At 52.7% G+C, this 22,268-nt stretch carries 17 protein-coding genes; 8 read left to right on the forward strand and 9 right to left on the reverse strand.

Translation table 11 applies throughout. The features are described 5' to 3' along the window. Positions 1-328 precede the first annotated feature (328 nt). From AC3GOJ_RS00005 to AC3GOJ_RS00015, 3 genes are all read left to right on the forward strand, one after another. Positions 329-703, forward strand: coding sequence for a hypothetical protein (locus tag AC3GOJ_RS00005; RefSeq protein ID WP_488235394.1), 375 nt, complete (start codon positions 329-331; stop codon positions 701-703). 3 nt (positions 704-706) lie between these two features. Continuing rightward, positions 707-1,615, forward strand: coding sequence for a CapA family protein (locus AC3GOJ_RS00010; RefSeq protein ID WP_488235395.1), 909 nt, complete (start codon positions 707-709; stop codon positions 1,613-1,615). A 105-nt stretch (positions 1,616-1,720) separates the two neighbouring features. Continuing rightward, complete coding sequence (locus AC3GOJ_RS00015) at positions 1,721-3,025, forward strand: hypothetical protein (RefSeq protein WP_488235396.1); 1,305 nt, start codon at positions 1,721-1,723, stop codon at positions 3,023-3,025. Positions 3,026-3,032: 7 nt separating this feature from the next. On the opposite strand, the gene AC3GOJ_RS00020 is transcribed toward AC3GOJ_RS00015, so the two are convergent. Beyond that, a complete protein-coding gene (locus AC3GOJ_RS00020; RefSeq protein WP_488235397.1) occupies positions 3,033-4,961 on the reverse strand; it encodes a sulfatase-like hydrolase/transferase in 1,929 nt (642 codons plus the stop codon). A 252-nt stretch (positions 4,962-5,213) separates the two neighbouring features. On the opposite strand from AC3GOJ_RS00020, the gene AC3GOJ_RS00025 reads away from it, so the two are divergent. The 4 genes from AC3GOJ_RS00025 to AC3GOJ_RS00040 are packed head-to-tail and all read left to right on the forward strand — an operon-like array spanning position 5,214 to position 9,309. Beyond that, positions 5,214-6,656: a TolC family protein gene (locus AC3GOJ_RS00025; RefSeq protein WP_488235398.1), complete on the forward strand. Its 1,443-nt coding sequence runs from the start codon at positions 5,214-5,216 to the stop codon at positions 6,654-6,656. After that, the gene (locus AC3GOJ_RS00030) at positions 6,637-7,650 is read left to right on the forward strand and encodes an HlyD family secretion protein (RefSeq protein ID WP_488235399.1); all 1,014 of its coding nucleotides are present in this window, start codon (positions 6,637-6,639) and stop codon (positions 7,648-7,650) included. The genes AC3GOJ_RS00025 and AC3GOJ_RS00030 overlap by 20 nt, the downstream gene beginning before the upstream one ends. Further along, complete coding sequence (locus AC3GOJ_RS00035) at positions 7,628-8,524, forward strand: hypothetical protein (protein WP_488235400.1); 897 nt, start codon at positions 7,628-7,630, stop codon at positions 8,522-8,524. Before AC3GOJ_RS00030 ends, AC3GOJ_RS00035 begins: the two co-directional genes overlap by 23 nt. Beyond that, a complete protein-coding gene (locus AC3GOJ_RS00040; protein WP_488235401.1) occupies positions 8,512-9,309 on the forward strand; it encodes an FUSC family protein in 798 nt (265 codons plus the stop codon). Before AC3GOJ_RS00035 ends, AC3GOJ_RS00040 begins: the two co-directional genes overlap by 13 nt. Before the next feature lie 39 nt (positions 9,310-9,348). Here AC3GOJ_RS00040 and AC3GOJ_RS00045 read toward each other — a convergent pair whose 3' ends face one another. The 3 genes from AC3GOJ_RS00045 to AC3GOJ_RS00055 are packed head-to-tail and all read right to left on the reverse strand — an operon-like array spanning position 9,349 to position 12,629. Continuing rightward, entirely contained in the window at positions 9,349-9,738 is a 390-nt protein-coding gene (locus tag AC3GOJ_RS00045; protein ID WP_488235402.1) for a nuclear transport factor 2 family protein, read from the reverse strand. Between the two features lie 18 nt (positions 9,739-9,756). After that, positions 9,757-10,251, reverse strand: coding sequence for a hypothetical protein (locus AC3GOJ_RS00050; RefSeq protein ID WP_488235403.1), 495 nt, complete (start codon positions 10,249-10,251; stop codon positions 9,757-9,759). A gap of 41 nt (positions 10,252-10,292) precedes the next feature. Then, positions 10,293-12,629: a glycosyl hydrolase family 18 protein gene (locus AC3GOJ_RS00055; RefSeq protein WP_488235404.1), complete on the reverse strand. Its 2,337-nt coding sequence runs from the start codon at positions 12,627-12,629 to the stop codon at positions 10,293-10,295. Between the two features lie 186 nt (positions 12,630-12,815). Between AC3GOJ_RS00055 and AC3GOJ_RS00060 the strand changes: the two genes are divergently transcribed. Continuing rightward, positions 12,816-14,066 (forward strand): patatin-like phospholipase family protein, encoded by a 1,251-nt coding sequence (locus tag AC3GOJ_RS00060; protein WP_488235405.1) that lies wholly within the window; start codon positions 12,816-12,818, stop codon positions 14,064-14,066. On the opposite strand, the gene AC3GOJ_RS00065 is transcribed toward AC3GOJ_RS00060, so the two are convergent. The 5 genes from AC3GOJ_RS00065 to AC3GOJ_RS00085 all read right to left on the reverse strand — a co-directional run bounded on the left by AC3GOJ_RS00065 (position 14,056) and on the right by AC3GOJ_RS00085 (position 22,210). After that, complete coding sequence (locus AC3GOJ_RS00065; protein WP_488235406.1) at positions 14,056-15,702, reverse strand: FMN-binding glutamate synthase family protein; 1,647 nt, start codon at positions 15,700-15,702, stop codon at positions 14,056-14,058. The two genes, AC3GOJ_RS00060 and AC3GOJ_RS00065, sit on opposite strands and share 11 nt — an antisense overlap. A 181-nt stretch (positions 15,703-15,883) precedes the next feature. Continuing rightward, positions 15,884-18,052, reverse strand: coding sequence for a catalase/peroxidase HPI (katG, locus tag AC3GOJ_RS00070; RefSeq protein WP_488235407.1), 2,169 nt, complete (start codon positions 18,050-18,052; stop codon positions 15,884-15,886). Between the two features lie 145 nt (positions 18,053-18,197). Further along, complete coding sequence (locus AC3GOJ_RS00075) at positions 18,198-19,565, reverse strand: TrpB-like pyridoxal phosphate-dependent enzyme (RefSeq protein ID WP_488235408.1); 1,368 nt, start codon at positions 19,563-19,565, stop codon at positions 18,198-18,200. Between the two features lie 52 nt (positions 19,566-19,617). Beyond that, entirely contained in the window at positions 19,618-20,982 is a 1,365-nt protein-coding gene (msrA, locus tag AC3GOJ_RS00080) for a peptide-methionine (S)-S-oxide reductase MsrA (RefSeq protein WP_488235409.1), read from the reverse strand. Continuing rightward, positions 20,960-22,210 carry a patatin-like phospholipase family protein gene (locus AC3GOJ_RS00085; RefSeq protein WP_488235410.1) on the reverse strand — a complete coding sequence of 417 codons (1,251 nt, stop codon included), beginning with the start codon at positions 22,208-22,210 and terminating at the stop codon, positions 20,960-20,962. Before AC3GOJ_RS00085 ends, msrA begins: the two co-directional genes overlap by 23 nt. Positions 22,211-22,268: the final 58 nt, after the last annotated feature.

The raw sequence follows: 22,268 nt of genomic DNA on the forward strand, positions 1-22,268 counted from the left end.
AAAGCAGTGCCACAACAGAAAGGTATGGAGGAACAATATCCTCCGCGCCCTTGAACCATTCTGCCGCGGGAGATTGATTAAGCAACCAGAAAATGAGCACTGTTGCGACAAGGACTACAAAAATGGCAGACGGAAACAATCCTATTTGCGCGACGATTAACGGCATATCTGCGTTCATTTTTTTGCTCAATTTTAATCTGATGCTAGTGATGTAATGATAGTGCAATTCACGCGTCACCTGATTCAATTCTGGGTCCTTCGGATGTCACGTTTGTGGTAAAACCGCACCACCGATTTATACACATCGACGTTCGATCTGTTAGAAACCATGACACCTATCCGCAATTTTTTAGCCACCATACTGCTGATCATTGCTCAAGGCGTTGATGCCGTTGAAGTTGACTGCACCATTACGGTGAGATCAGAGCCGCAATCGCTGCGCATCAACCTGAGTAAAACCCCCTACGAATTCAACCATATGGACTTTGATAATGGATTCCGGTTCGCTGGCCAGGTGCTTGAGGCACCCCCTCGACTCAAAACTTACACGTACTTCGATTCCAAGGATCGCCACGTACTGATTCATGAGGGCATCGTAAACCTCAACGAATCATCGTGTGGACAATCGCTGGGAGAGCACCTAATTTATTCGCCGCAGCTTGAAATTGACCTCCGCTACAACTGCAAAATGAGATGTGAATGAACCATGAACCGATTAATGCTTTTCCTCTTCCTCTTTTTGTCGCAGGCAGCCCAATCTCAGTCCTTGCCCATTACCATGGTGTTTGTCGGCGACATCATGTTAGATGAAACACCTGGCGAGTACATCCGCAAAGGAAAAGACCCATTCAAGGCGTTTGCTTCAATACTGGATTCATCCGATATCACCATTGGGAACCTTGAATGTGCTGTTGGCACGAGCGGCAAAAAAGAAGATAAGCCCTTCACATTTATGGCGCATCCTAGGGTGCTGCCAGTACTGAAGAAGCATTTTACGGCCGTCTCGCTTGCCAATAATCACAGTGCTGATTTTGGAACCGAAGCTTTCATCAGGACTATGGCACTTCTCGATCAATCCGGTCCGCTTTACTTTGGCGGCGGAAAAACAATCAACGATGCACATCAACCTGCCATTTTCGACATCAAAGGTCAGCGCATTGCCGTACTGGGATACAACGAGTTCTTTCCCAGGAGCTTTGAAGCGCTACACGACCGGGCGGGCATCGCCTGGAGCGAAGATGACTACGTCGTCTTCGATATCAAAGAGGCAAAGAGGCGGCACAAAGCGGACTTTGTCATCGTATTTCCGCACTGGGGCATTGAGCATGAAAAAACGGCATCATCACGACAGGTGGCACTTGCACATCTGATGATTGACAACGGGGCCGACGCCGTTATCGGTGGGCATCCACATGTCACCCAAAACATCGAGACCTATAAAGGCAAACCGATTTTTTACAGCTTGGGGAACTTTGTGTTCAACGGTTTTGATGATGATGACGCCAATACTGGTTGGCTTGTAAGATTAACGCTTCGAGACGATCAGCCTATAGCGTCGGAGGTTTTCGTGGCCAAATTAGATAGACAAGGGATACCCAAACCTGCTGGATCCTAACCCTGGATATCTATTGCGTTTTTTTTCCAAACAAGGCAACCTGAGCCAAACTGGTTTTGTTGGGTGATTCTGTTTCAAATAAACTAATCCCTGGGAGCATGGGGCATGAGCAAAAAAAATCGCGCATTATTCTCTGGCCTCAGTGCAGTGTTGTTGGGATCGTGTCTCACTGGTTGCGGCGGGGGGTCCAGCTCAAACACCTCGGCAGCCGCCTCTTACCCCCCGGTGAATTACTTCACAGACGGCCTCACCTACCCCCCAAACAACCAGGCGTATCCATCTGGTTACTGGAGTCCGATATCGGAAGCGCACGAAATTGTGGATCTCGGCCAGGTCTATGCTGCACCGCAATCCATTACCGCATTGATTGCTACTTATTTTGGGTCGGGCACCAATCCGGTGCCTGATAATGTTTGGTATGGCAGCTATGCGCCGCCTTATCCCTACGTCAAAAATACAACCCGTAACTTACAATTCAATGCGTCCTATTTTATTGGTTCGCCGGGTGCGCCCGTAGGCACAACGACCTACATTACCACTTCCGATAGTTACACGTGGGCATCGATGTCGACGACCCACAATGCGATGACGCCATTTAATCAGGCTGATTATGCTGGCTCGACACCACCGGTGCTCAATGCTTTTGCTGCAGGCAACTGGATTACGGTGCCCGTTGCCGGGACTGTCAAACTGACTGTAAATTACAAAGCGCAAAACATGCTGTTCTATTCGCATCTGAATAACCGTGCGACAGAGCCCTTGATTACGCGCTACTTCGTTAAGGATGCTTACGACAACATCTACATCATGCATGCGGCCGCATCTTCTGATCCCGCAGTCATCCTTGCGAACTTTAATGCGGCCACGCTGCCACCGGGCTGGAAAAGATACGCAACCACGCTACCGAAAAATCTGGTGATTACCCCAGCAACAGGGATGAACAACATGATGGAATACAACCTGTTGAGAGACAACATGGATTCCACCTATCACCAGGTTTACTGGGGCTCGAAAGGACTTCCCGCGCAGGATGTCAACGGACCCATGGAAATCTGGGGGGGCAATACCTCAGACACACTCATAGGCGCAGCAGATCACGCGATTTATGCCGGCGCAGGTAACGATGCAATTTACCCCGGTGCAGGCACGCATTTGATTGACGGTGGCACCGGGCTGGACACCTGCCATTACGAAGGTGCGCCAACCGACTACCAAATCACCCCGCTCTTGAACGGACAGTATACGGTCACCAAAAAGTCTGGTGCCGTGGATACCTTGAACAGTGTTGAAGTGCTGCAATTCGATGGCGGTGTTCAGATGGCCATCGGATCATCAGTTCCCGATACCTTTGTAGAATCAACCGCCACCCTGTGGCTCAAGAACCTGCAAACAACCGCCAACTGGTACTAGCCACGTCTTAGGATTGCTGGCTCAGATAGTAGTCAATCAGCTGTTGCTTTGCTGAAGCCTGGGCCGTGCGCAACGAGGTCGGCAAGGGTGCTCGCATTTCTGTGAGGGCCAACTCGTTGAGCAGCTTGGCCTTCATGCGTGGAAACTCCGCGCTTGTTGCGTAGGTGTTATCCAGTTCCAGTTTGCCACGCACCGTGCTGAGGTCGTAGTACTCGTACTCCTGACGGCCATCGTTGGCGATCTCCACAGTCCCAGGCGTCCAGTTGGAGTAGATGCTGGTCTTGCTGCTCTGGGTGATCAGACCCAAAACATGCGGGGCGGTCTGATTCTTTACTTCGTTGGGTGCGGTCGCGAAATCCTGCCACAGCGTGACGGTCTCATCCGTCGAGAACAAGGCATATTCGCGTCCGGCCGCTGTTGCCGACTTGAGGAGCGGGAACATATCGAACCGCTTTCCATACAGCTCTGCATTTTCTCCGGTGACCCATGATCGCGAGCCGCCATAAGCGAAGCTGACCATCATGGTGGTCAGATCCACCGCCGAGGTGATCTGAGTGCGATGCGTCTGCAGATCACCGGTGAATTGTCCGGTGGGGTCATTAACGATCAACGGCACACGGATCGTTTCGTCGTAGATATCGGCGGACTTATTTGAGATGAAACCGTGAGAGCCTGCTTCTTCACCGTGATCTGACGTGAAAACGACCACGGTATTTTTAGCCACTTCTGGTGTCATCGATGCCATAACCACGCCAATACTTTTATCGACAACTTCCATGGCCTTGGTGTATGCCGCCATGCCTCGCTGCCAGTAACTGTAGGGACCCAATGCTACGCCCAGCCTGAGCGGCGCACTCCCTGGGATAAAAGGCGTATAGCCTGCATACGTGTGGGTCGTGTTCGGGTACACCTGAACACTGTAGCCGGTTACAGCCGGATCATCCGTCACCCCGCCAAATTGCATGCCATTCCACTGGCGCGCCACGGTCTGGAATTTGGGTTTGTTGTTCCAAAGCGACTCGATCGACTCCCAGTTGGGCGGAATCACGGGATACCCGTAACTCTGCACATCAAGATTGTTGTAGATATTGGTCGCCCAGTTGACGCCGGTTGCACTGGGCTGTGTGCTGTAGGGTACGGCCTGGATGATGGTCGGGTTCGTGAACAGATTGGTAAAGGTCTGGTACTCGGTACCGCTAGGGAAAAACTGGTAGTCATGCGGATTCTGAAACCCGACCGTGAGACACCATGGGCGGTCACCGATGCGCTTATTCTTCAACCAGTTAGCGGCATAGGTTGCTATAAAAGCATCATTCAGCTGCGGGTTATTTTCGCCGGTCTCCGGATCCACCCAATTCGGGTCACCATAAGTCCCTTGTAGGTTACCCGCATCCAATTGGTATTTTTCTGTGAGACCATCAAAACCATAGCGAGCCATCCCGGTTTTCCAAGGTTCGGAAAGGTGCCATTTACCGATGTACGGTGTGTCGTACCCGGCAGATCTGAATAGCTTTCCATAAGTTGGCATCTCCGGGCTAAGCTCCGGGGGCGTATTACCTAGCGCAGGCGCAAAGGTCGCCGCGTTCCAGGTTTGATGCGTGTACAAACCGGTCACCAAGGTTGCCCGCGACGGCCCGCAAGCCGTTGCAGTAATAATGTGGTTGGCAAATTTGACCCCGCCCTTCCAGAGCTCATAGGTATTGGGCATGTATTTTTGAATAAATTCATCCGCATTGCCGACCCCCGCCGGAAAAAACTTGGGGAACCGCATCTGATCAACGAGAATAAAAAGGACGTTTGGCTGGGTCGTCGTCTGCGAAGTGGATGATCCTCCCCCGCAAGCAGAAAGTGCTGTCGTTGCCGTAACAGCTGCGGACGCTTTGAGCAGATCTCGTCTTGAAATTAATGATGCTGATTTTTTCGCACTCACAGCCACCCCCCTGATTAACTTACCGAACGTTTAAATTGCGCATTCCTTAAATAAGCAAAATGCTCATTCACATGATGTGATGCTGGTTGTTGCGTTTTTATGGGTAACTTTGATCAATATACAATATTGAAACTCTGCGGACAATCGCTGCTCAACGCAGGTGGACCGAGTGTAATTTTCGCTTTAATACGCCAGCCACGGCACCTTCTGTTAAATTAGTGATTGTGCCGTACCCCTACTTTGAATTCACCCCCACCCATGGCTTTTAAATACGTCCTTATCTACCCATTGCTGTTCGCTGTTATAACAGGGTGTATGTTTCACGGGAATACACCCATCGCAAAGGCACCCGAGGCGTTTTCCGTTGATAACCATCAAAATCCAGAAAAGGAATTGCCGGCCCATCCATGGTGGTCTGATGTCGGAAGCAGCGAATTAAATGACTTGGTAGCTGAAGCGCTGAAAAATAATCGCAAGGTTGCGATGGCGATCAAGAATGTAGAAACGGCCCAAAGCTCTCTGGATACGATTCGGCTGGGCTGGTTACCCATGATTAACCTGATGGCTGGCCGAGTTCAAGGGAACACCACTGTTCTGCTACCCAACCTCCCATTGCCTTTGTCGAGCGCGGGTGGATTTGCTGCTTTTCTGCCGACATGGATTGTCAATGTTGTGCAGTTGCCGAACCAAACTAAAGCGGCACAGCGGCAGGTTGAAGCATCTGCGGCAGATTACCTGGCATTACGAGCAGCCGTAGCGGCTCAGGTGGTATCGGCTTACGCCGTGTTATTGGCCTCCATAGAAGAGCGTCAGATACTCGATGCCCTGAAAGATAACTTACAGGTGAGAACCAACACGACCCGTGCCATGCTTGATCGCGGCCTGAGTGCTGAGGTGTCATTCATAGAACTCGATTCAGAGATGCAGAAACTGGATGCCCAGATTGCAATCAATAAATCCAACCGGATTGCTGCTAAGAATGCGCTTTTGACTCTGGTGGGCAGAGAGATCCATCTTTTTACGCCACTCGAAAATTTTGACCGCTTGAATCTGGATCATATCGCACCGGGCAATACGCCGACCTCGGTGCTGGCTACCCGCCCGGATGTCGTTGCAGCCCGAGCCAAAATCGAAGCCGCAGATTATGGTATCTCTTCGACGGCCAGTCTGTTTGCGCCAGTACCGACATTCTCAACAGCCAATGTGCGGGCTACGAGCAGTAACAACGGGACTGATAGTACGACCTATGGCAATATGCAGTCCGGTCTGGCACTGTGGGCACTCGACCCCCAGTTCATCGGCATGATCAGCACCAAAAACAAACAGTACGATGCGTCAATCATCAATTATCTGGACGTGGTCGATAACGCGATGAAGGAAGTTGACGACGCACTGGCCAACTTTGAAGCGAATCAGGCGAAACTCGTCAAGGAGGAGCGCAGCCTTGGTAATTCCGATAAGAACTTAGGGACGTACAACGCGATGTACCGGCAAGGTCTGTTGTCGCAAAGCCAATATCTGGAGAGTGCTGCAAGATTCGACTTGGCTAGAATTGCGATTCTTCAGACAAAGACGCAAGCCGTCATTTCTTTATCCAAGCTTTATCAGAGCATGGGCGGCGGGGCTACCTATGGTGAAAACAATTACAGTTTGAAAGATCAAACCCTTGTTGAAAAAGATCGTGAAACTACCAAAAATTGACCTCAAGCAGGCACTTTCACAACGCCCGCAATTTACAACCGTGATGTTTGCCCTGGGTATTACGGTCGCTGTTGGCTATTTTCTTCTGGGGGTCTTCCGCTTTACGGATAACGGCTTTGTCGTCCAGATCTCGACGCCGCTGGCACCTCGCGTCGCTGGCGTGGTGCAGGCGGTCCATGTCAAAAACGGACAACGTGTTAAGGCGGGCGATACACTTGTCGAACTTGATCCTACTAATTACGAAGACAGCTTCCAGAGTGCGCAGGCTCAGTACGAAAAGGCGAAGCTCTCGATACAAGTCCTGGAAAAGAAGATTGATATGTCCGAGCATAGCCTCAAGGCAGCTCAAGCCAATCTTGAAATTCTGACGACGCAGTACAAGGCTAAAAATCATCCGGCAGTTAAATCCGGGATAGCGCAGATTGATATGTCAGACTTAAAAAACAAGGTCAAGGCACAAAGCAACGCCGTGGATTCGATGAAGGTGCAGATCGACATCGACAAGTTGCAGGTCAAAATGGAAAAGCAGTCCTTACTTGCGCTGCAGGCCATCATGTCTAGTGCAAAAACAGCTCTGGATCATACGACAGTCATCGCACCCACGGATGGCCACGTGGAGAATGTGTTCCTGGGGATCGGCAGTCATGTCTCGCCAGCCGGTGGCATGTTTACCTTGGTGAACGATGGAGAGACCTTCGTACAGGCTAACTTTGAAGAAACAGAGCTAGCCGGGGTTAAAGCCGGTGATCAGGCAACGATTTATCCTCGCACTTATTTCGGCAGGAAGACATTTACCGGAACGGTAGTTGCAGATCCGTTGGGGGTCTCCCGTCAAACCAACATACCCTTCTCAGGTGCACCGATTGTGCAGACCGAGAACAAATGGTTGCTATTGCCACAGCGTTTGCCGGTGATTATCCGGGTTACTGACATCGACCCCGATTACCCCCTGATCAACGGCATGAGCACCTATGTCCGTATACAGCGTCAGTAACAAGTTTCTCGACACTTACGACCCGTTCTGGATCTGTCGCCTGCTTTCTCTGAAGGTCGGCGTGGCGGCAATTCTGTTGTTTTTGTGCAATGGATTCCTACTAGCACCGCAGTCGCCAACGTTCTATGTTCTCACCACGGTCATTGCGACGTTGGCGTCGGAGGTGATTCCGGCCCCAAACAAGGTCAGAAAATTTGGCAATTTTTCGCTGATTCTGTTCCTGCTGGCCACCTCGACCATGGTTTTCGGGATGTTTTCTTATTTCAGAGTCGGTCTGTTTTTTTTGGTGATGACGTTCACCTATCTGGTGTTGCGCTTTATGGCGGCAAATCCCAAGGTGGCTGCCGTTCCAACCATTATGATCATGTGGGGTATCGTCAATTTGAATGGTGGGTCAACTGACGTCAACGCCGTAGCCAATAATTATATGTATTACTTCGAGTTCGGCTTGATGGGTGCCATCACGGTCCTACTCTTTCCTGACTTTACACCCAAGGTATTTGATAGTGCTTTTCTGCGGATTCTGAGTGCGGATGTTGAAAACATCGGCAACCCGCACTATAAGAATAGTGATCCACGGGTACTGTCAGCACTCTTTATGATGCACAGCAAGCTTAAGTCACTCCCTGAGTGTTACACAACACTGTATGAAGCAATTATTGCCTTTCAGAATGCGTTCATGAAACCCCATGATTTGAGCCCTGAAGAGGCTTTGCTGGCCAAATCATCCATCTCCGAACTGATGCTGGCGGTGAATGGCAATCAACCCTTTTCCCTCGTGACCGGCAACCTGGCAAAACTCCGGTCAATGAACTCGTCCGCGTACAACATTCTGGCTAATTTAGTGATTGGCTATAACCAATGCAAAGCGTAGCCACACGCACACGGGTCAACCAGATAACCATTCTGGTGGCGATCTCGTTTCTCTTCTACGAGATGACAAACTGGCAACAGGGGATCTGGGTGGTCATCTCCACGGTGGTCGTTGCAAGCCCGTTTAGTACCTTCCTGAGCTTCGATAAAGCCAAAAACCGATTTCTCGGCACAATAGTCGGCTTAGTGATTGCCGCTGGTCTTGAATATTATCTGCGCTTTAACCCCGGACAACTGCCGGTTGTGGCAGTGATGATTGCCTTTATTGCCGGGTTTATGGTCACAAAATCTTACCGGTATTTCATCGTCATTATCACGATCTGTACCTGCCTGGGTTATACCTACATGAACATGCCGTATACCTCGTTTGCACCCATGTCGTTTTTGATTGACCGGGCCATGGGAGTTTTTGTTGGTGTACTCATTTTCTATCTGATTCAACGGTTTCTCTTTGGCCAGCGCAATTCGAAGTTAGAGCTACTGGAAGAAAGTGTCGAGACCCTCGGAAAACTGCAGAAAACACTCCAAGCCTACATAACCACCCCGAACCTGACGCGTGCGTACGAATGTGCGGCCGATATTTACACCAGTACACGAGCACTCCAGAGTTATGTAGCAACATCTAATCTGGTGTTTGGTACAGAGACAACGCCAGAACTCCGCTTCGCCAAACAGGTGCTGCTGCTCAATGAGCGCGCTGTGAGACTACTGATCGATGAACCCACAGTGGTGCTTCGTCGGATTGATCAATTATTGCAGGTGGTGACAGCCAAACTGGCGCGCTAACTCATTTCTATGAACTGCTAGATGGCCTAACGACGGAAATCACCCAGGCTCACGGTTGAAATCCGCATAGGCAATGCACTCGTAAGTGTTGTCGGAAGCCTTCCACACACTCAGCCTGCGCGCGTATTGTGCAGACTGATGTTGACCGTCCACGAATTCTGAGCACGCCAGTTCAAAGCTCACCACGATGTTATCCCCACTGGATGTTGCCTTGACTCCTCTCACCCTGTAGTTAGTCAACTGCATGTTCTGCATGAGGTCCATGGCCTCTGCCTTGTCATAGACGCCTTGGCTGGTGACGAACTGGCATTCTGGTGCAATGAGTGCGCTGAGCGCTGGCCAATCTTTTTGATAGATCAGATCCAGTGTCTTTAATTCCAATGCCTCGGCAAATCGTTCGAGGTCGTTCATTGCTTCATGGCCGGGCATACACAGCTCCTCATTTGCTCACTTCAAATGCAGAACATGCTGCCAACCAGCGCCATTCGGTAAATGGGTAGATTCCACCCAACCACCCGCGCCCGCAAACTTACCTGTGCCGCCGGTAATTGCGCGACGCGTTGGCACGGATTGATCCAAGGTTGCTTTAACACTGGGATATTGAGCAACACCCTGGATGACGATCTGATCGGATGTACCTTCACCGAATGAAAACACCGCTGAAGTGATACGGTATTCCATGCCGGAATCTGGCGCAACACCTGTGGTGGTGAGAATCCAGTCGGTGGTCACAAGTGCACCATCATTGGCTTTTGCCTCAAATTGCCAGATTCGAATATCACCAATCGACTGACCCGGCTTGCCATGATCAATATAAGTCGGTGCTGCGATCTCCGGATGACTCACAGTAATTTTCGTCTCCGCCGCTACAGACATGCTGGATGCAATGATTGCCGATGCCATCACCAAAGATTTTATGAAACTCATGCTTACGCCTTTCATGGGGAAACAGACTTTAGCCTGTATTGCTACAGGCGCCAAATTTAGCCAATTAAACCATGCCATTCACTCAGGGTTGTAGCATTTTGACCGACAATATTCACCATGGACATTTCTTCCAGCGTAACACCGCTCAGTACGTAGGTCTGATTGTTTGTGGGGATGGCAACAACGACTGACCCATTGACCTCTGCGACATCAAAAACGTCAGCGCCAATCCAGCCAAAATTCAATATATCCATCTCCGGATTAAAGTCGATCACCTCATGGACACCCCAGTGCCAATCGATATTAGTGACAATGGCCGCCTGGACAACGTCTCCATCGGAGGTGCTCCCAGCATTATCCGGGACGATAGGCTCAATCACTGGTGGTACATAAACGTAGTCTACAAAACTATCCATCGCGCCGTTGCCACCCAAAATGACGTCAGGCGCTAACGAGGAGGCTGCCGCGATCTGCTCCGGCGACTGGCCTTCGTACCAGCTTTTGTAAGCCGCCCCTGCCAGTGAATCAGGCCCCTCGATGACGTCACCGCTCAGGTCCCACAACATCACGCCCCCAAGCCCCTTGGACTGAGCCCATTGAGATTTCAGCGCCAATGACGCGGGGGTTTCCAGGGTGCTGAAAACACCTTCCGTCTGATTGAAGGCATAAGCAGCCTGAGCGTCATCATCCCAGTAAACCTTCCAACCACTAGCAGGGTCATTAATTTTATCGACAAGATCTTTGTAATCGTAGACACCTCGTTCAAAAGTGCCCTGGGCTAAACCCGAACTTGCCGCATTCCAACCGCCATCGCCGCCATCCTGCACACCGCTCCAGGCCCGGGTGTATGCGGGATTACCCAACACAATGGCACTGGGATCGACACCTGCTGCCAGGTAAAGATCTACGGCCGTAGTGATGTCGTAATTTCCACCGACGGTGTCAAACATAGGTGCCTGATGACCGGTGGTGCTTTCCCACCCTCCGTGGAAGTCGTAGGCCATCAGATTAAAGAAATCGACGTTTTCGGCCATGCCGGCCAGGTCAAGATTGGCAATCTTATCGGCACCGGCAGGTGAAGCAACGGAGATCTCATAGGTTCGGCCTGTCGACGCTTCGAGCAGATCCAGCCGATCACGAACGCCCTGGATGAGTTTGACAAAATTAGCGCCATCTTCTGGTCGGACATGGTTTGACTCCAGCCCACCACCCCCTGGGTACTCCCAGTCGAAGTCGATACCATCGAACATGTCGTACTTCTGCAGAAAACTGACAACACTGTCTGCAAAGTTGGCACGACCTTCACTAGTGGCCGCAACATCCGAAAAAGTCTCGCTGAGCGTCCATCCGCCAACGGCAATCATCGATTTCAAGCCGGGATGCGCTTCTTTTAGTTCGGCGATCTGGTTAAAGTTTCCCGCCAGCGTTTGATCCCATGTGTCTGCGACACCATCAACACTGTCAGCGGCATTGAAGGCTTTTTCAGTTGCGGCATAAGAATCGAAGAGCCCCATCCGGCCATTGGTATCGATTTTAGAGAATGCGTAAATCAGGTGCGTGAGATTATCGGCAGGGACATCTGCGACGTTGAAGTCGCGCGAATAAATAGCCCACTCCGGGAAGTATGCTGCAATGATGGGCCCTCCTTCATGGGGGGTATGCCCAGCATCGATGGGTGGCAGCGGCTCAGGGGTTGGGACGGGATCTACCGGTTCAGGGCTCGGGGTTGGCTCAGGACCCGGTTCGGGTGCCGGATTCGGGCCCGGCACGGGGGTTGGAATGGGCGTCGGTGCAGATGATTCGCCTGTAGCATCGATGATGCCTTGGACATAACTCAGTACACCGGCATCTTTAGACTGAAAATTGCTGAGTGTTAACTCGGACAACGACACACCGGCGAGCGTTATTGTCTGATTATTTGATGGAATACTCAGGATCGTTGAGCCGTTATTCTCCGTCAACGTAAATTGGCCGGATTGAAAGTTCCAGCCGAAATCTAGTTTGTCCGTTAGCGGATTAAACACCAGCGATGTGTGACTCCCCCATGACCAAGAAACCATCGTGATGCCGCCAGCTGGCACAGGTGTCACTTCTGGTACGGGTGTAGGCTGCGGATTCGAAGCCGGCGCTGACGTCAGATGCGCGTTCCACTCGGCGAGGGCCCCGCTGTCTCTGGCACTGATGTTAGACGCTGACAGGTCAGCAAAGGTCACATTGTTCAGTGTGTAAGATTGTCCGTTGCTTGGGATAGAAATAACAACCGAACCCTCCCGCTCTTCCAACGAAAAATCATTCGATGAGAACCATCCGAAGTCCAAGGAATCCGTTTGCGGGTTAAAATCAATGATCTGGTTGCTGCCCCAAACCCATTGAATTTTTGTGACATTAGCCATTCGAGCCCTCTTTCAGGTTAAACGCCCCATTGGGGCACCTGTATTGATTGCTGAAGGACAGAAATGGTTCACTTCTCCCAGATATCATGTAATTCTTCGATGCATCAAGATGACCGCCGTGTTCAGCCGTACAGTGCGTCAAATGGCCCGCATCGTGCGTCGCTGATCGACCGATGCCGTTTTTTCATGACTCAGACCGCCGTATGGCTGATGATGGGGTCTGCATTCACTGTTTTGACGGGCTGCGGCTCCCTGGAGAGAAACCGTGCGGTACCGCCGTCGCTGCATGGCCAAGAGCGGATTGGCGATATGCCGGGAGTGAGATATCAGTCGTGGTCGCAGGCGGGTATCAACGAGATGCTGAAAGATATCCAGGCCAGTACCCAGGCACAACATAATTCTCAAAGCAGTGGTCTGGCTAACTACTTATCCATCTCCGGTGGCGGCGACAACGGCGCTTTTGGTGCAGGTCTTTTAGTAGGCTGGACTGCTCAGGGTGATCGACCGCAATTTGATCTTGTCACCGGCGTGAGCACCGGTGCATTGATTGCCCCATTTGCTTATCTGGGGCCTGAATACGACCATGTGCTCACCACGGTGTACACTGGGGTTACACCCAGTGACATTTTCAGAGAACTGGGCCTCTGGGGCGCGCTCTTCGGCGAGGCTCTGGGCGATACCACACCGCTATTCGGCCTGATCTCAAAATACATTGACGCGGAGTTACTCCAGAAGATTGGCGAGGAGTACCGCCTGACCAACCGCTGGCTGTTGGTAGCAACGACGAACCTTGACACCGGCACACCGGTCATCTGGAATATGGGTAAGCTCGCCCAGGTCGGCACGCCAGAAGCACTGATGCTGTTCCGTAAAATTCTTCTGGCCTCTGCAGCCATCCCCGGTGTGTTTCCTCCGGTCATGATTGACGTGGTTGCAGACAACAAGATATATCAGGAAATGCATGTTGATGGCGGAGCGACGACAAGTGTCTTCCTGTACCCCGCCGCATTAGGTGCCGCCGCTCGCGAAAAGCATGTGTTGCCAAGCTCACAAAAACGCCAAGCCTACATTATTCGTAATGCACGAATTGATGCCGACTGGAAGGAAACCGAACGCAATACACTGGGCATTATGAGCCGGGCAGTTGCGCAGTTGATTCAGTCACAGGGCTACGGTGATCTCTACCGGATTTACCAAACCACCCAGCGTGATCGTGTTGGATTTAACCTGGCGTATATCGGCTCGGATTTCAAATTTCCGCATGAGCGAGAATTCGACCGCCAGTATATGAACGCACTCTACCAGTATGGTTTTCAGCTTGGGAAAGCCGGTTATCCCTGGGCACACACGCCACCCGGGTACACGGTGCCGATCGATGAAGAGAGTCGCCGCCAGAAACAGTACAACCAGAAAGCCCGTCAAAAACTTAGGCCTTAACAGCAATGGGTTCGTGCCAGACTTGTGGATTGGCCAGTTGCCAGAACCTTCCCAGCTCAGGGCCATAGGCATCGAGTGCGGCTTCGGCTTCGGATGTTCGTAAAACCCCCGGTGCTAATTTAAAAAGGTGGCGGGATAATGTTTCGACTTGCCCGAGGGGAGTTCTGCGCAAGATGTGATCCGGCGTAAACGCTCGGGTGTGTGTGAGACCTGACGTCCCTAATAAGGATGCCACCGCCTTGAGAGTATTGGCGTGAAAGTTGGCGACGCGTTGTGCCTTATCCTCCGGATCCAGCGCCCGCTGTCGATACGGGTCCTGCGTGGCCACCCCGGTTGGGCACCGATCCGTATTGCAAGTACGGGATTGAATACAACCCAAGGCAAACATGAAGCCTCGGGCAGCGTTTACCCAGTCAGCGCCCAGCGCACAGCTTTGCAAGACATCAAAGCCTGAAATCATTTTGCCGGAGGCACCAATGCGAATCTGATCGCGCAGACCAGCGCCGATGAGCGTGGCATGAACCAGCTGCAGTCCCTCACGGAGAGGCATGCCAATGTGGTCACTGTATTCTACCGGGGCGGCTCCTGTACCCCCCTCGCTGCCATCGACCACAATAAAGTCGGGGGTGATGCCGGTTTCAAGCATGGCTTTAACGACTGCCAGCCATTCAACAACTTGGCCTACACACAGCTTGAAGCCTACAGGTTTACCACCAGCACTTTGTCTTAGCGTTGCAATGAACTGCATTAATCCAATCGGGGAATCGAATGCCGTGTGTCCCGCTGGCGAATGACAATCCTTGCCCACTGGCACGCCACGTGCCCTAGCAATTTCTGCGGTGACTTTGCTACCGGGTAATAACCCGCCGTGACCCGGCTTAGCGCCCTGAGACAGTTTGATCTCGATCATTTTTACCTGATCCTGAGTTGCTGCTTTTGCAAACAGCGCCAGATCAAAATGACCCTCTGCAGTACGGCATCCGAAATAGCCCGTGCCGATTTGCCAGACGAGATCGCCACCGAATCGCTGGTGATATTCAGAAATACCGCCTTCACCGGTGTCGTGGGCAAAACCGCCCAATTTTGCCCCTTGGTTCAATGCCAGGATGGCATTCGCTGATAGCGCACCAAAACTCATCGCCGAAACGTTAAACAAGGACATGCTGTAAGGGCGTTGACAGGCCGCGCCCCCCACGTCCACACGCAGCGTTTTTATCGCCGGTGGCGCCAAGGGATGAGCGGAATGATTGAGCCATTCATAATTCTCCCGATACGGGCTTTCGATGGTACCAAATGCCTGTGTATCGGGGAGGTTTTTGGAGCGTTTGTAGACAAGTGCCCGTTGATTACGCGAAAAAGGCACCTCATCTCGATCCCCTTCGATCAGATACTGACGGATTTCCGGACGGAAGCTTTCAAATAAAAAACGAAGGTGACCGGTGACCGGATAATTGCGCAGGATAGCGTGACGCCCTTGCAGTACATCATACAAACCCAGCACAGATAAGCACATGAATCCGCTAAACAACAACCAGGCGGATGATTCCTGAAGAAAAGACTGGAGAAACGTCTGCCATGAGGAAAAATCCAGCGGTGGCAAAGCCAATTGAAATTCCAGCAGGTAAAAGCACGTCATCAGAACGCAGATTAACCAGGGCAGAAATCTAGCCAAAGAACGTAAGGCACCCATATGCAGTCTCGGTGGTGAATGACGAATCCCATGATTCTATGCCAACTATCCGCGGTAAGTGGGCGTTCCGAAAAAAGACAGCGGCCGGTTCAACACCGGCCGCTGTCTAACATCAACAATAAAGCGATTAATTTACCAGATCGAAACGATCCGCGTTCATGACCTTGACCCAAGCAGCCACGAAATCGTTTACAAACTTTTGCGGGTTGTCATCCTGCGCGTAGACTTCGGCAATCGCTCGTAAAATCGAGTTAGACCCAAAAACGAGGTCAACGCGCGTGGCAGTCCACCGCTTTGCACCGGTTGCCCGGTCAACAATGTCATAGCTGTTCCGACCAGTGGGTTTCCAGCTGTACGCCATATCAGTGAGATTCACGAAGAAGTCGTTACTCAACACCCCTTCTCGTTCGGTAAATACACCGTGCTGACTGCCACCATGGTTCGTTCCAAGCACCCGCATCCCGCCAATCAATACCGTCATTTCCTGTGCGGTGAGGCGCATCAACTGAGCGCGGTCTAGCATCAACTCTTCCGGGGTCACAACATAGTGTGCTTTCTGCCAATTACGGAAGGCATCTGCGACCGGTTCGAGGACTTCAAACGACTCCACATCGGTCTGCGCCTGCGTGGCATCGCCGCGACCTGGCGCGAAAGGCACCGTGACATTGAACCCACCGGCCTTAGCCGCCTGTTCAATACCGACACCCCCAGCCAGCACGATGACATCTGCCACACTGGTACCGGTTTCTATGGCGATTTTTTCATAGACGGCCAGAACCTTTTGAAGACGCGCTGGTTCGTTACCCTGCCAGTCTTTCTGAGGGGCTAAGCGAATACGCGCACCATTGGCCCCACCTCGCTTATCAGAACCCCGATAGGTGCGAGCGCTGTCCCAAGCGGTACTGACCATATCGGCAATCGAAAGCCCGCTGGCGGCGATCTTCGCCTTGACGGCATTGACGTCGTAGTCCTTCCGACCTGCTGGCACCGGATCCTGCCAAATCAGATCTTCTTTGGGGACATCCGGCCCAACATAACGTGCCTTCGGCCCCATATCGCGGTGCGTCAGTTTGAACCAGGCGCGTGCAAATACTTCGGTGAAATACGCCGGATCTTTATGGAAGCGCTCGGAGATCTTGCGATACGCCGGATCCATCTTCATCGCCATATCGGCGTCTGTCATCATCGGCATACAGCGAATAGTGCTGTCTTCCACATCAACAGGCTTATCGGCTTCTTTGATCTCCACGGGTACATATTGGTGCGCGCCTGCTGGGCTCTTGGTGAGCTGCCACTCATGATTCAGCAGCATGTCAAAATAGCCGTTATCCCACTGCGTCGGGTGGCTCGTCCAGGCACCTTCAATACCGCTGGTGACCGTATCGCGACCTATGCCACGCGTCTTGTGATTCATCCAGCCCAGACCCTGCTCTTCAATGGGTGCACCTTCGGGGGCCGGGCCAAGATTCGCGGCGTTGCCGTTACCATGCGCCTTGCCTACCGTGTGCCCACCCGCCGTAAGCGCCACGGTTTCTTCATCGTTCATGGCCATGCGGGCAAAAGTGACGCGGATGTCATGCGCCGTCTTTAGGGGATCTGGCTGACCATCCACCCCTTCCGGGTTCACGTAGATCAGACCCATCATCACGGCGGCCAGGGGATTCTGCAGATCGCGTTCGCCTGAGTAACGACTGCCCTCGCCCCCGCTCTTTTGCAACCACTCGCGCTCCGAGCCCCAGTAGATATCTTTTTCAGGATGCCAGATATCTTCTCGGCCAAAACCAAAGCCGAAGGTTTTAAGCCCCATTGATTCGTAGGCCATATTCCCGGCCAGAATCATCAGGTCAGCCCAGCTGATTTTGTTACCGTATTTTTTCTTAATGGGCCACAACAGACGACGCGCTTTATCAAGGTTGGCATTGTCCGGCCACGAGTTAAGTGGCGCAAAGCGCTGATTGCCGGTACCGGCACCACCCCGACCATCAGCCGTGCGGTAAGTGCCCGCCGAATGCCAGGCCATGCGGATAAAGAGCCCACCGTAATGCCCCCAGTCAGCCGGCCACCAGGCCTGACTGTCGGTCATCAGTTTTTTGAGATCACTTTTGAGTGCCGTGACATCGAGAGTTTTAAGTTCATCCCGATAATTAAAAGACACCCCCATCGGATTTGTCTTGGCATCGTGCTGGTGCAGGATGTCCAGATTCAGGGACTTCGGCCACCAGGCCACATTACTGTTTGCAGCACCATTTTCAGTGATGGCACCATGCATTACTGGGCATTGGCCTTGGGTGGTCATACGGCTCTCCTTATCAGATGGTTTTTATACAATATCCCTATAGCACCGCCAAATCTAATTATTTATTGCTATGAGCGGCATAGGCAAAACAAATCCGCAGTGCAGCATCATCGAGGCTCCGGCTAGCCGGCACTTCAACCAAGGCTCAAGCGCCAACTTTAGGCAGATGCGCCAGCGATGCCGTGATGGCATCCGCCGGATATTCGTAGTCTTCCAACTGATGCGTGAAGTACTTATCGTAGGAAGCCATATCGAAATGGCCATGCCCCGTGAGGCCAATCAGAATTGTCTTCGGCTCACCGGTCACTTTGCAACGCAGGGCCTCATCGATGGCTGCGCGAATAGCATGGCACGATTCCGGCGCCGGAATAATGCCTTCGGCCCGCGCGAACTGCACACCGGCTTCAAAGGTGGCCACTTGCGGTACGGCAACAGCCTCCAGCAAACCTTCATGCAGGAGTTGCGAGACCAGCGGTGAGTCACCGTGATAACGCAGTCCCCCCGCATGAATCCCCGGAGGCATGAAGTCATGACCCAGGGTGTACATCTTCATGATCGGGGTGTAGCCAGAAGCATCCCCGTAATCATAGGCATAAGCCCCTTTGGTCAAGGTTGGACATGAGGTTGGCTCGACGGCGATGCAACGCAGGTTCGCAGCCCGTTGATCGCCCGCGGCCTTGTCGGCGAGAAACGGGAACGCCACCCCGCCAAAGCTTGAACCGCCGCCGCACGGGCCAAAGATCACATCCGGGTACAGGCCGACTTTTTCAAACTGTTTTTTGGCCTCGAGTCCGATAATGCTCTGATGCAAGACCACATGGTTGAGTACCGAGCCCAGCGTGTAGCAGGTACCGGCTTCGGATGCCGCTTCTTCTACGGCCTCGGAGATGGCCAGACCCAGCGACCCCTGGCAATTCGGATCGGCCGCCAACGCCGCACGACCGGCATTGGTCAGATTGGACGGGCTGGCAAAGACTTCGGCCCCCCAGGTTTGCATCATCGAACGACGGAACGGCTTTTGTTCGTAGCTGACCTTCACCATGTAGACGCGGACGGGTAGGCCAAACATCTGGCCAGCAAAGGCAATGGACGACCCCCACTGCCCAGCCCCGGTTTCCGTGGTCAAGCGTTTGGTGCCCGCAATTTTATTGAAATAGGCCTGAGGTACAGCAGAATTAGGCTTGTGAGAGCCGGCTGGCGACACACCCTCGTACTTGTAAAAAATCTTTGCCGGCGTCCCTAAGGCCTGCTCCAGGCGCAACGCGCGGCACAGCGGTGCCGGCCGCCAAAGGGCATAGATCTGACGTACCGCATCAGGAATCTCAATCCAGCGCTGGGCCGACATTTCCTGCTCGAGAATCGGCCCTGGGAAAATGGCCCCCATGGCTTCCGGTGATACGGGGTTGCCATCGGGCCCCAGCGGCACTGTTGGCGCAGTGGGCATGTCAGCAACGATGTTGTACCAGTGGGTGGGGATATCGTCCTGTTCCAGATAAATACGCAGCGGTGTCACGTTGAGCTCCTATAAATTGCCTGAGATCGTATTGCCGGTTGATTGTCGTCGATTATTGATCCGGCACGAACTTCAGCACATTGCCGTTGATGCAGTACCGTTTATGGGATGGCGGCGGGCCGTCATCAAAGACATGGCCGAGATGGATGCCCGAGCTGGCACTACGGACCTCTACACGCTTCATGCCATGCGAACTATCTTCGTGCACGGTGATTGAACCCGGGACGGGATTGAAAAAGCTGGGCCAGCCCGTGCCACTGTTGAATTTCGTATCACTCCGAAACAATGCGGCACCGGTAATCGGGTCTACAAAAGTGCCCGGCCGTTTTTCATCAAGGTGCGAACCGGTACCGGGGTATTCCGTGCCCTGTTCAAAGGCGATTCGGCGCTGCTCCGGTGTCAGCAGCTGAAACCCCAGCCAGTGCCAGAAACGTTTCTGATCACCGTTGTATCCGGTATAGCGTGAGACCTCCACGCCCTTTTCAAAAAGTACGATCGTCGGGGTGGCAAATAGTGTCTTCTCCAAGCGCCAGCCCGTGGGTGGGGTGGTACTCAAGGTGGTGACCACCGGTACTTCGGAGGCCCAATCATCCAGCACCTCTTTTTTGAATTGCCGGCAATAGGCACAATCGACCGCTTCAAACACGACCAGCTGCCGCGTCTGGGTTAAGACGCTGCCCACGAGCGGCTTGTCGGTTGCTGCGCTCACTGCCTGACCCCCACCCGCCTGAGGGTAGGGCACCCCGGTGCCCCCCAATCCGCAGTAGCCATTGGGATTTTTCTTCAGGTAATCCTGATGATAATCCTCCGCCGAATAATACGCCGTGAGCAGTGCAATTTCAGTGGTGATGGCGCCCTTGCCGGCACGACTCAAAGCCTCCTGGTAGCGCGATTTCGTAGCCAGCGCTGTTTGCTGCTGCACATCGCTCTGCGTGTAAATAGCACTCCGATAATTGGAACCCACATCATTACCCTGCCGATCACCCTGGGTCGGGTCATGGCTTTCCCAGAAGCGGGCCAGCACTTGTGCCAGCGTGACACGTGCAGGATCAAAGGTCACTTTCACGACTTCCGCATGATTGCGGCCCTGCGCCCTGCCGTACTGCAGGGCTCGTTCATGGGCGAGTACCGCCTCATAGGTGCCGGGGATATCGCCATTGGCATAACCACTCTCCACATCCAGCACGCCGGCAAGTTCTGACATACGTTTTTCGGCACCCCAGAAACAGCCCAAACCAAGGACGACGGATTCTGCAGACGGAGGCGTATTTTTCAGGACAAGCGGCTGCTTATCAGTAGTGCTTGGTGGGGTCATTGTCTTCTCCTGACTGCAAGCTGAAAGACTCAGTACGATGAATAGGCCGGCGACAGCGGCGCGCCACAAGCCGGGTCGTTTATTTTTTACCATTCTCACCATTGATCACCTCGCGGTATTTCAACAGACTGGTCGATAAGGATTCATTGAGTCCCGGGGGGACTTTGGACCAGGGGTACCCCTTTTCGGCCAGCCCTTCCGCGTAGTTGAACAACGCAACCATGTAATCCCGATCAAAGCGCTGATCAGGGGTACTGTGGACGAAATCGTCAGTGGCAAATGCCATATTAAATCCAAACCCATCCTGGCGGGCGGTGAGGTAAGCCATCAGAATATCTCCATCCCCGTGTGAATGCGCAAATTGCGTTAGCGCCTGGTTTGCGATGGCCAATGTTTGCCGCTCGACCGTCTGATATTTTTCAGCCTCCAGAATGTCGTTCCGGATAAAGTAGGCTTCACGCTTCCGACCTTCCAGCAATTTATAGGCACCCGTTTCGTGAAACAGCGACGCCGGGTAAATGAAGACCTGCCGGCTCACGCCACCGTCGACGTGCATTTCCTGATAGTGCTGTCCGTCGAAAACCACATTCAACATGACAGGAGAGAAGAAACCCGGGAGCGACGCTGAGGCGAGCATCACCTGACGAAACAGCATCAACGCTTCGGCCGTGTCGTACGACGCAATTTTGCCCATGTTCCAGATAATGGGTTGTCCGGTGTCGAGATTGGTCGTGCCTATCAGCAACCAGCGATGACGAACCTGATATTCGTAGGCAACTTTACGGAGTAATTCGGGGGTAATCTGGCGAGCAATCAGCTCATACAGTGGCTTGGTATCACTCAGGCCATCGGATAGCAGAATGGCTGTGTAATTGCGTTTTTTGTAGATGTTTTGTGCCGTGATATTGGTGTAAAGCTCTTTGAGCGGCGCATCATAGGCAGGGCCGAGAAAAGCAAAGGGGGCCATCAGGGCACCCGTGCTGATGCCTGTCACCATATTGAATTCTGGGCGGTTGCCGTGCTTGCTCCAGCCGTTCAGCAACCCAGCACCAAAGGCTCCTCGGCTACCACCACCGGAGATCGACAGATAGTTGATCGGTGCCCCCGGTTTATCCCGGTTCATGACGCGCAGCGTGGCTTCCAGATCCTTGAGCAGATTCTCGATTCCTGAGCGCTGATAAATGGCATACCGAACATCAGGCATCCCACCCACGATGGCCTCGTTAGCGCTGACTGGGGGTAGCGCTGGCTGGCGCTCCAGACCCTTCCATGCCGGCAAGGTACAGACACAAAACAATGCCAGCAGGATTCTGGCCAAACGGTTTTTCACAATGGCGATCCGAAGAAACAGGTCTTCTCAGAGAGAAGCTCAGGAAAGATCATACACA

This window comes from Fluviibacter sp., assembly GCF_057744235.1.

Coding starts and splice junctions, on each gene's coding strand:
- AC3GOJ_RS00005 (WP_488235394.1), top strand. CDS start 329: ATGACACCTATCCGCAATTTTTTAGCCACCATACTGCTGATCATTGCT.
- AC3GOJ_RS00010 (WP_488235395.1), top strand. CDS start 707: ATGAACCGATTAATGCTTTTCCTCTTCCTCTTTTTGTCGCAGGCAGCC.
- AC3GOJ_RS00015 (WP_488235396.1), top strand. CDS start 1,721: ATGAGCAAAAAAAATCGCGCATTATTCTCTGGCCTCAGTGCAGTGTTG.
- AC3GOJ_RS00025 (WP_488235398.1), top strand. CDS start 5,214: ATGGCTTTTAAATACGTCCTTATCTACCCATTGCTGTTCGCTGTTATA.
- AC3GOJ_RS00035 (WP_488235400.1), top strand. CDS start 7,628: ATGTCCGTATACAGCGTCAGTAACAAGTTTCTCGACACTTACGACCCG.
- AC3GOJ_RS00040 (WP_488235401.1), top strand. CDS start 8,512: ATGCAAAGCGTAGCCACACGCACACGGGTCAACCAGATAACCATTCTG.
- AC3GOJ_RS00045 (WP_488235402.1), bottom strand. CDS start 9,738: ATGCCCGGCCATGAAGCAATGAACGACCTCGAACGATTTGCCGAGGCA.
- AC3GOJ_RS00050 (WP_488235403.1), bottom strand. CDS start 10,251: ATGAAAGGCGTAAGCATGAGTTTCATAAAATCTTTGGTGATGGCATCG.
- AC3GOJ_RS00055 (WP_488235404.1), bottom strand. CDS start 12,629: ATGGCTAATGTCACAAAAATTCAATGGGTTTGGGGCAGCAACCAGATC.
- AC3GOJ_RS00060 (WP_488235405.1), top strand. CDS start 12,816: ATGACTCAGACCGCCGTATGGCTGATGATGGGGTCTGCATTCACTGTT.
- AC3GOJ_RS00065 (WP_488235406.1), bottom strand. CDS start 15,702: ATGACGTGCTTTTACCTGCTGGAATTTCAATTGGCTTTGCCACCGCTG.
- katG (WP_488235407.1), bottom strand. CDS start 18,052: ATGACCACCCAAGGCCAATGCCCAGTAATGCATGGTGCCATCACTGAA.
- msrA (WP_488235409.1), bottom strand. CDS start 20,982: ATGGTGAGAATGGTAAAAAATAAACGACCCGGCTTGTGGCGCGCCGCT.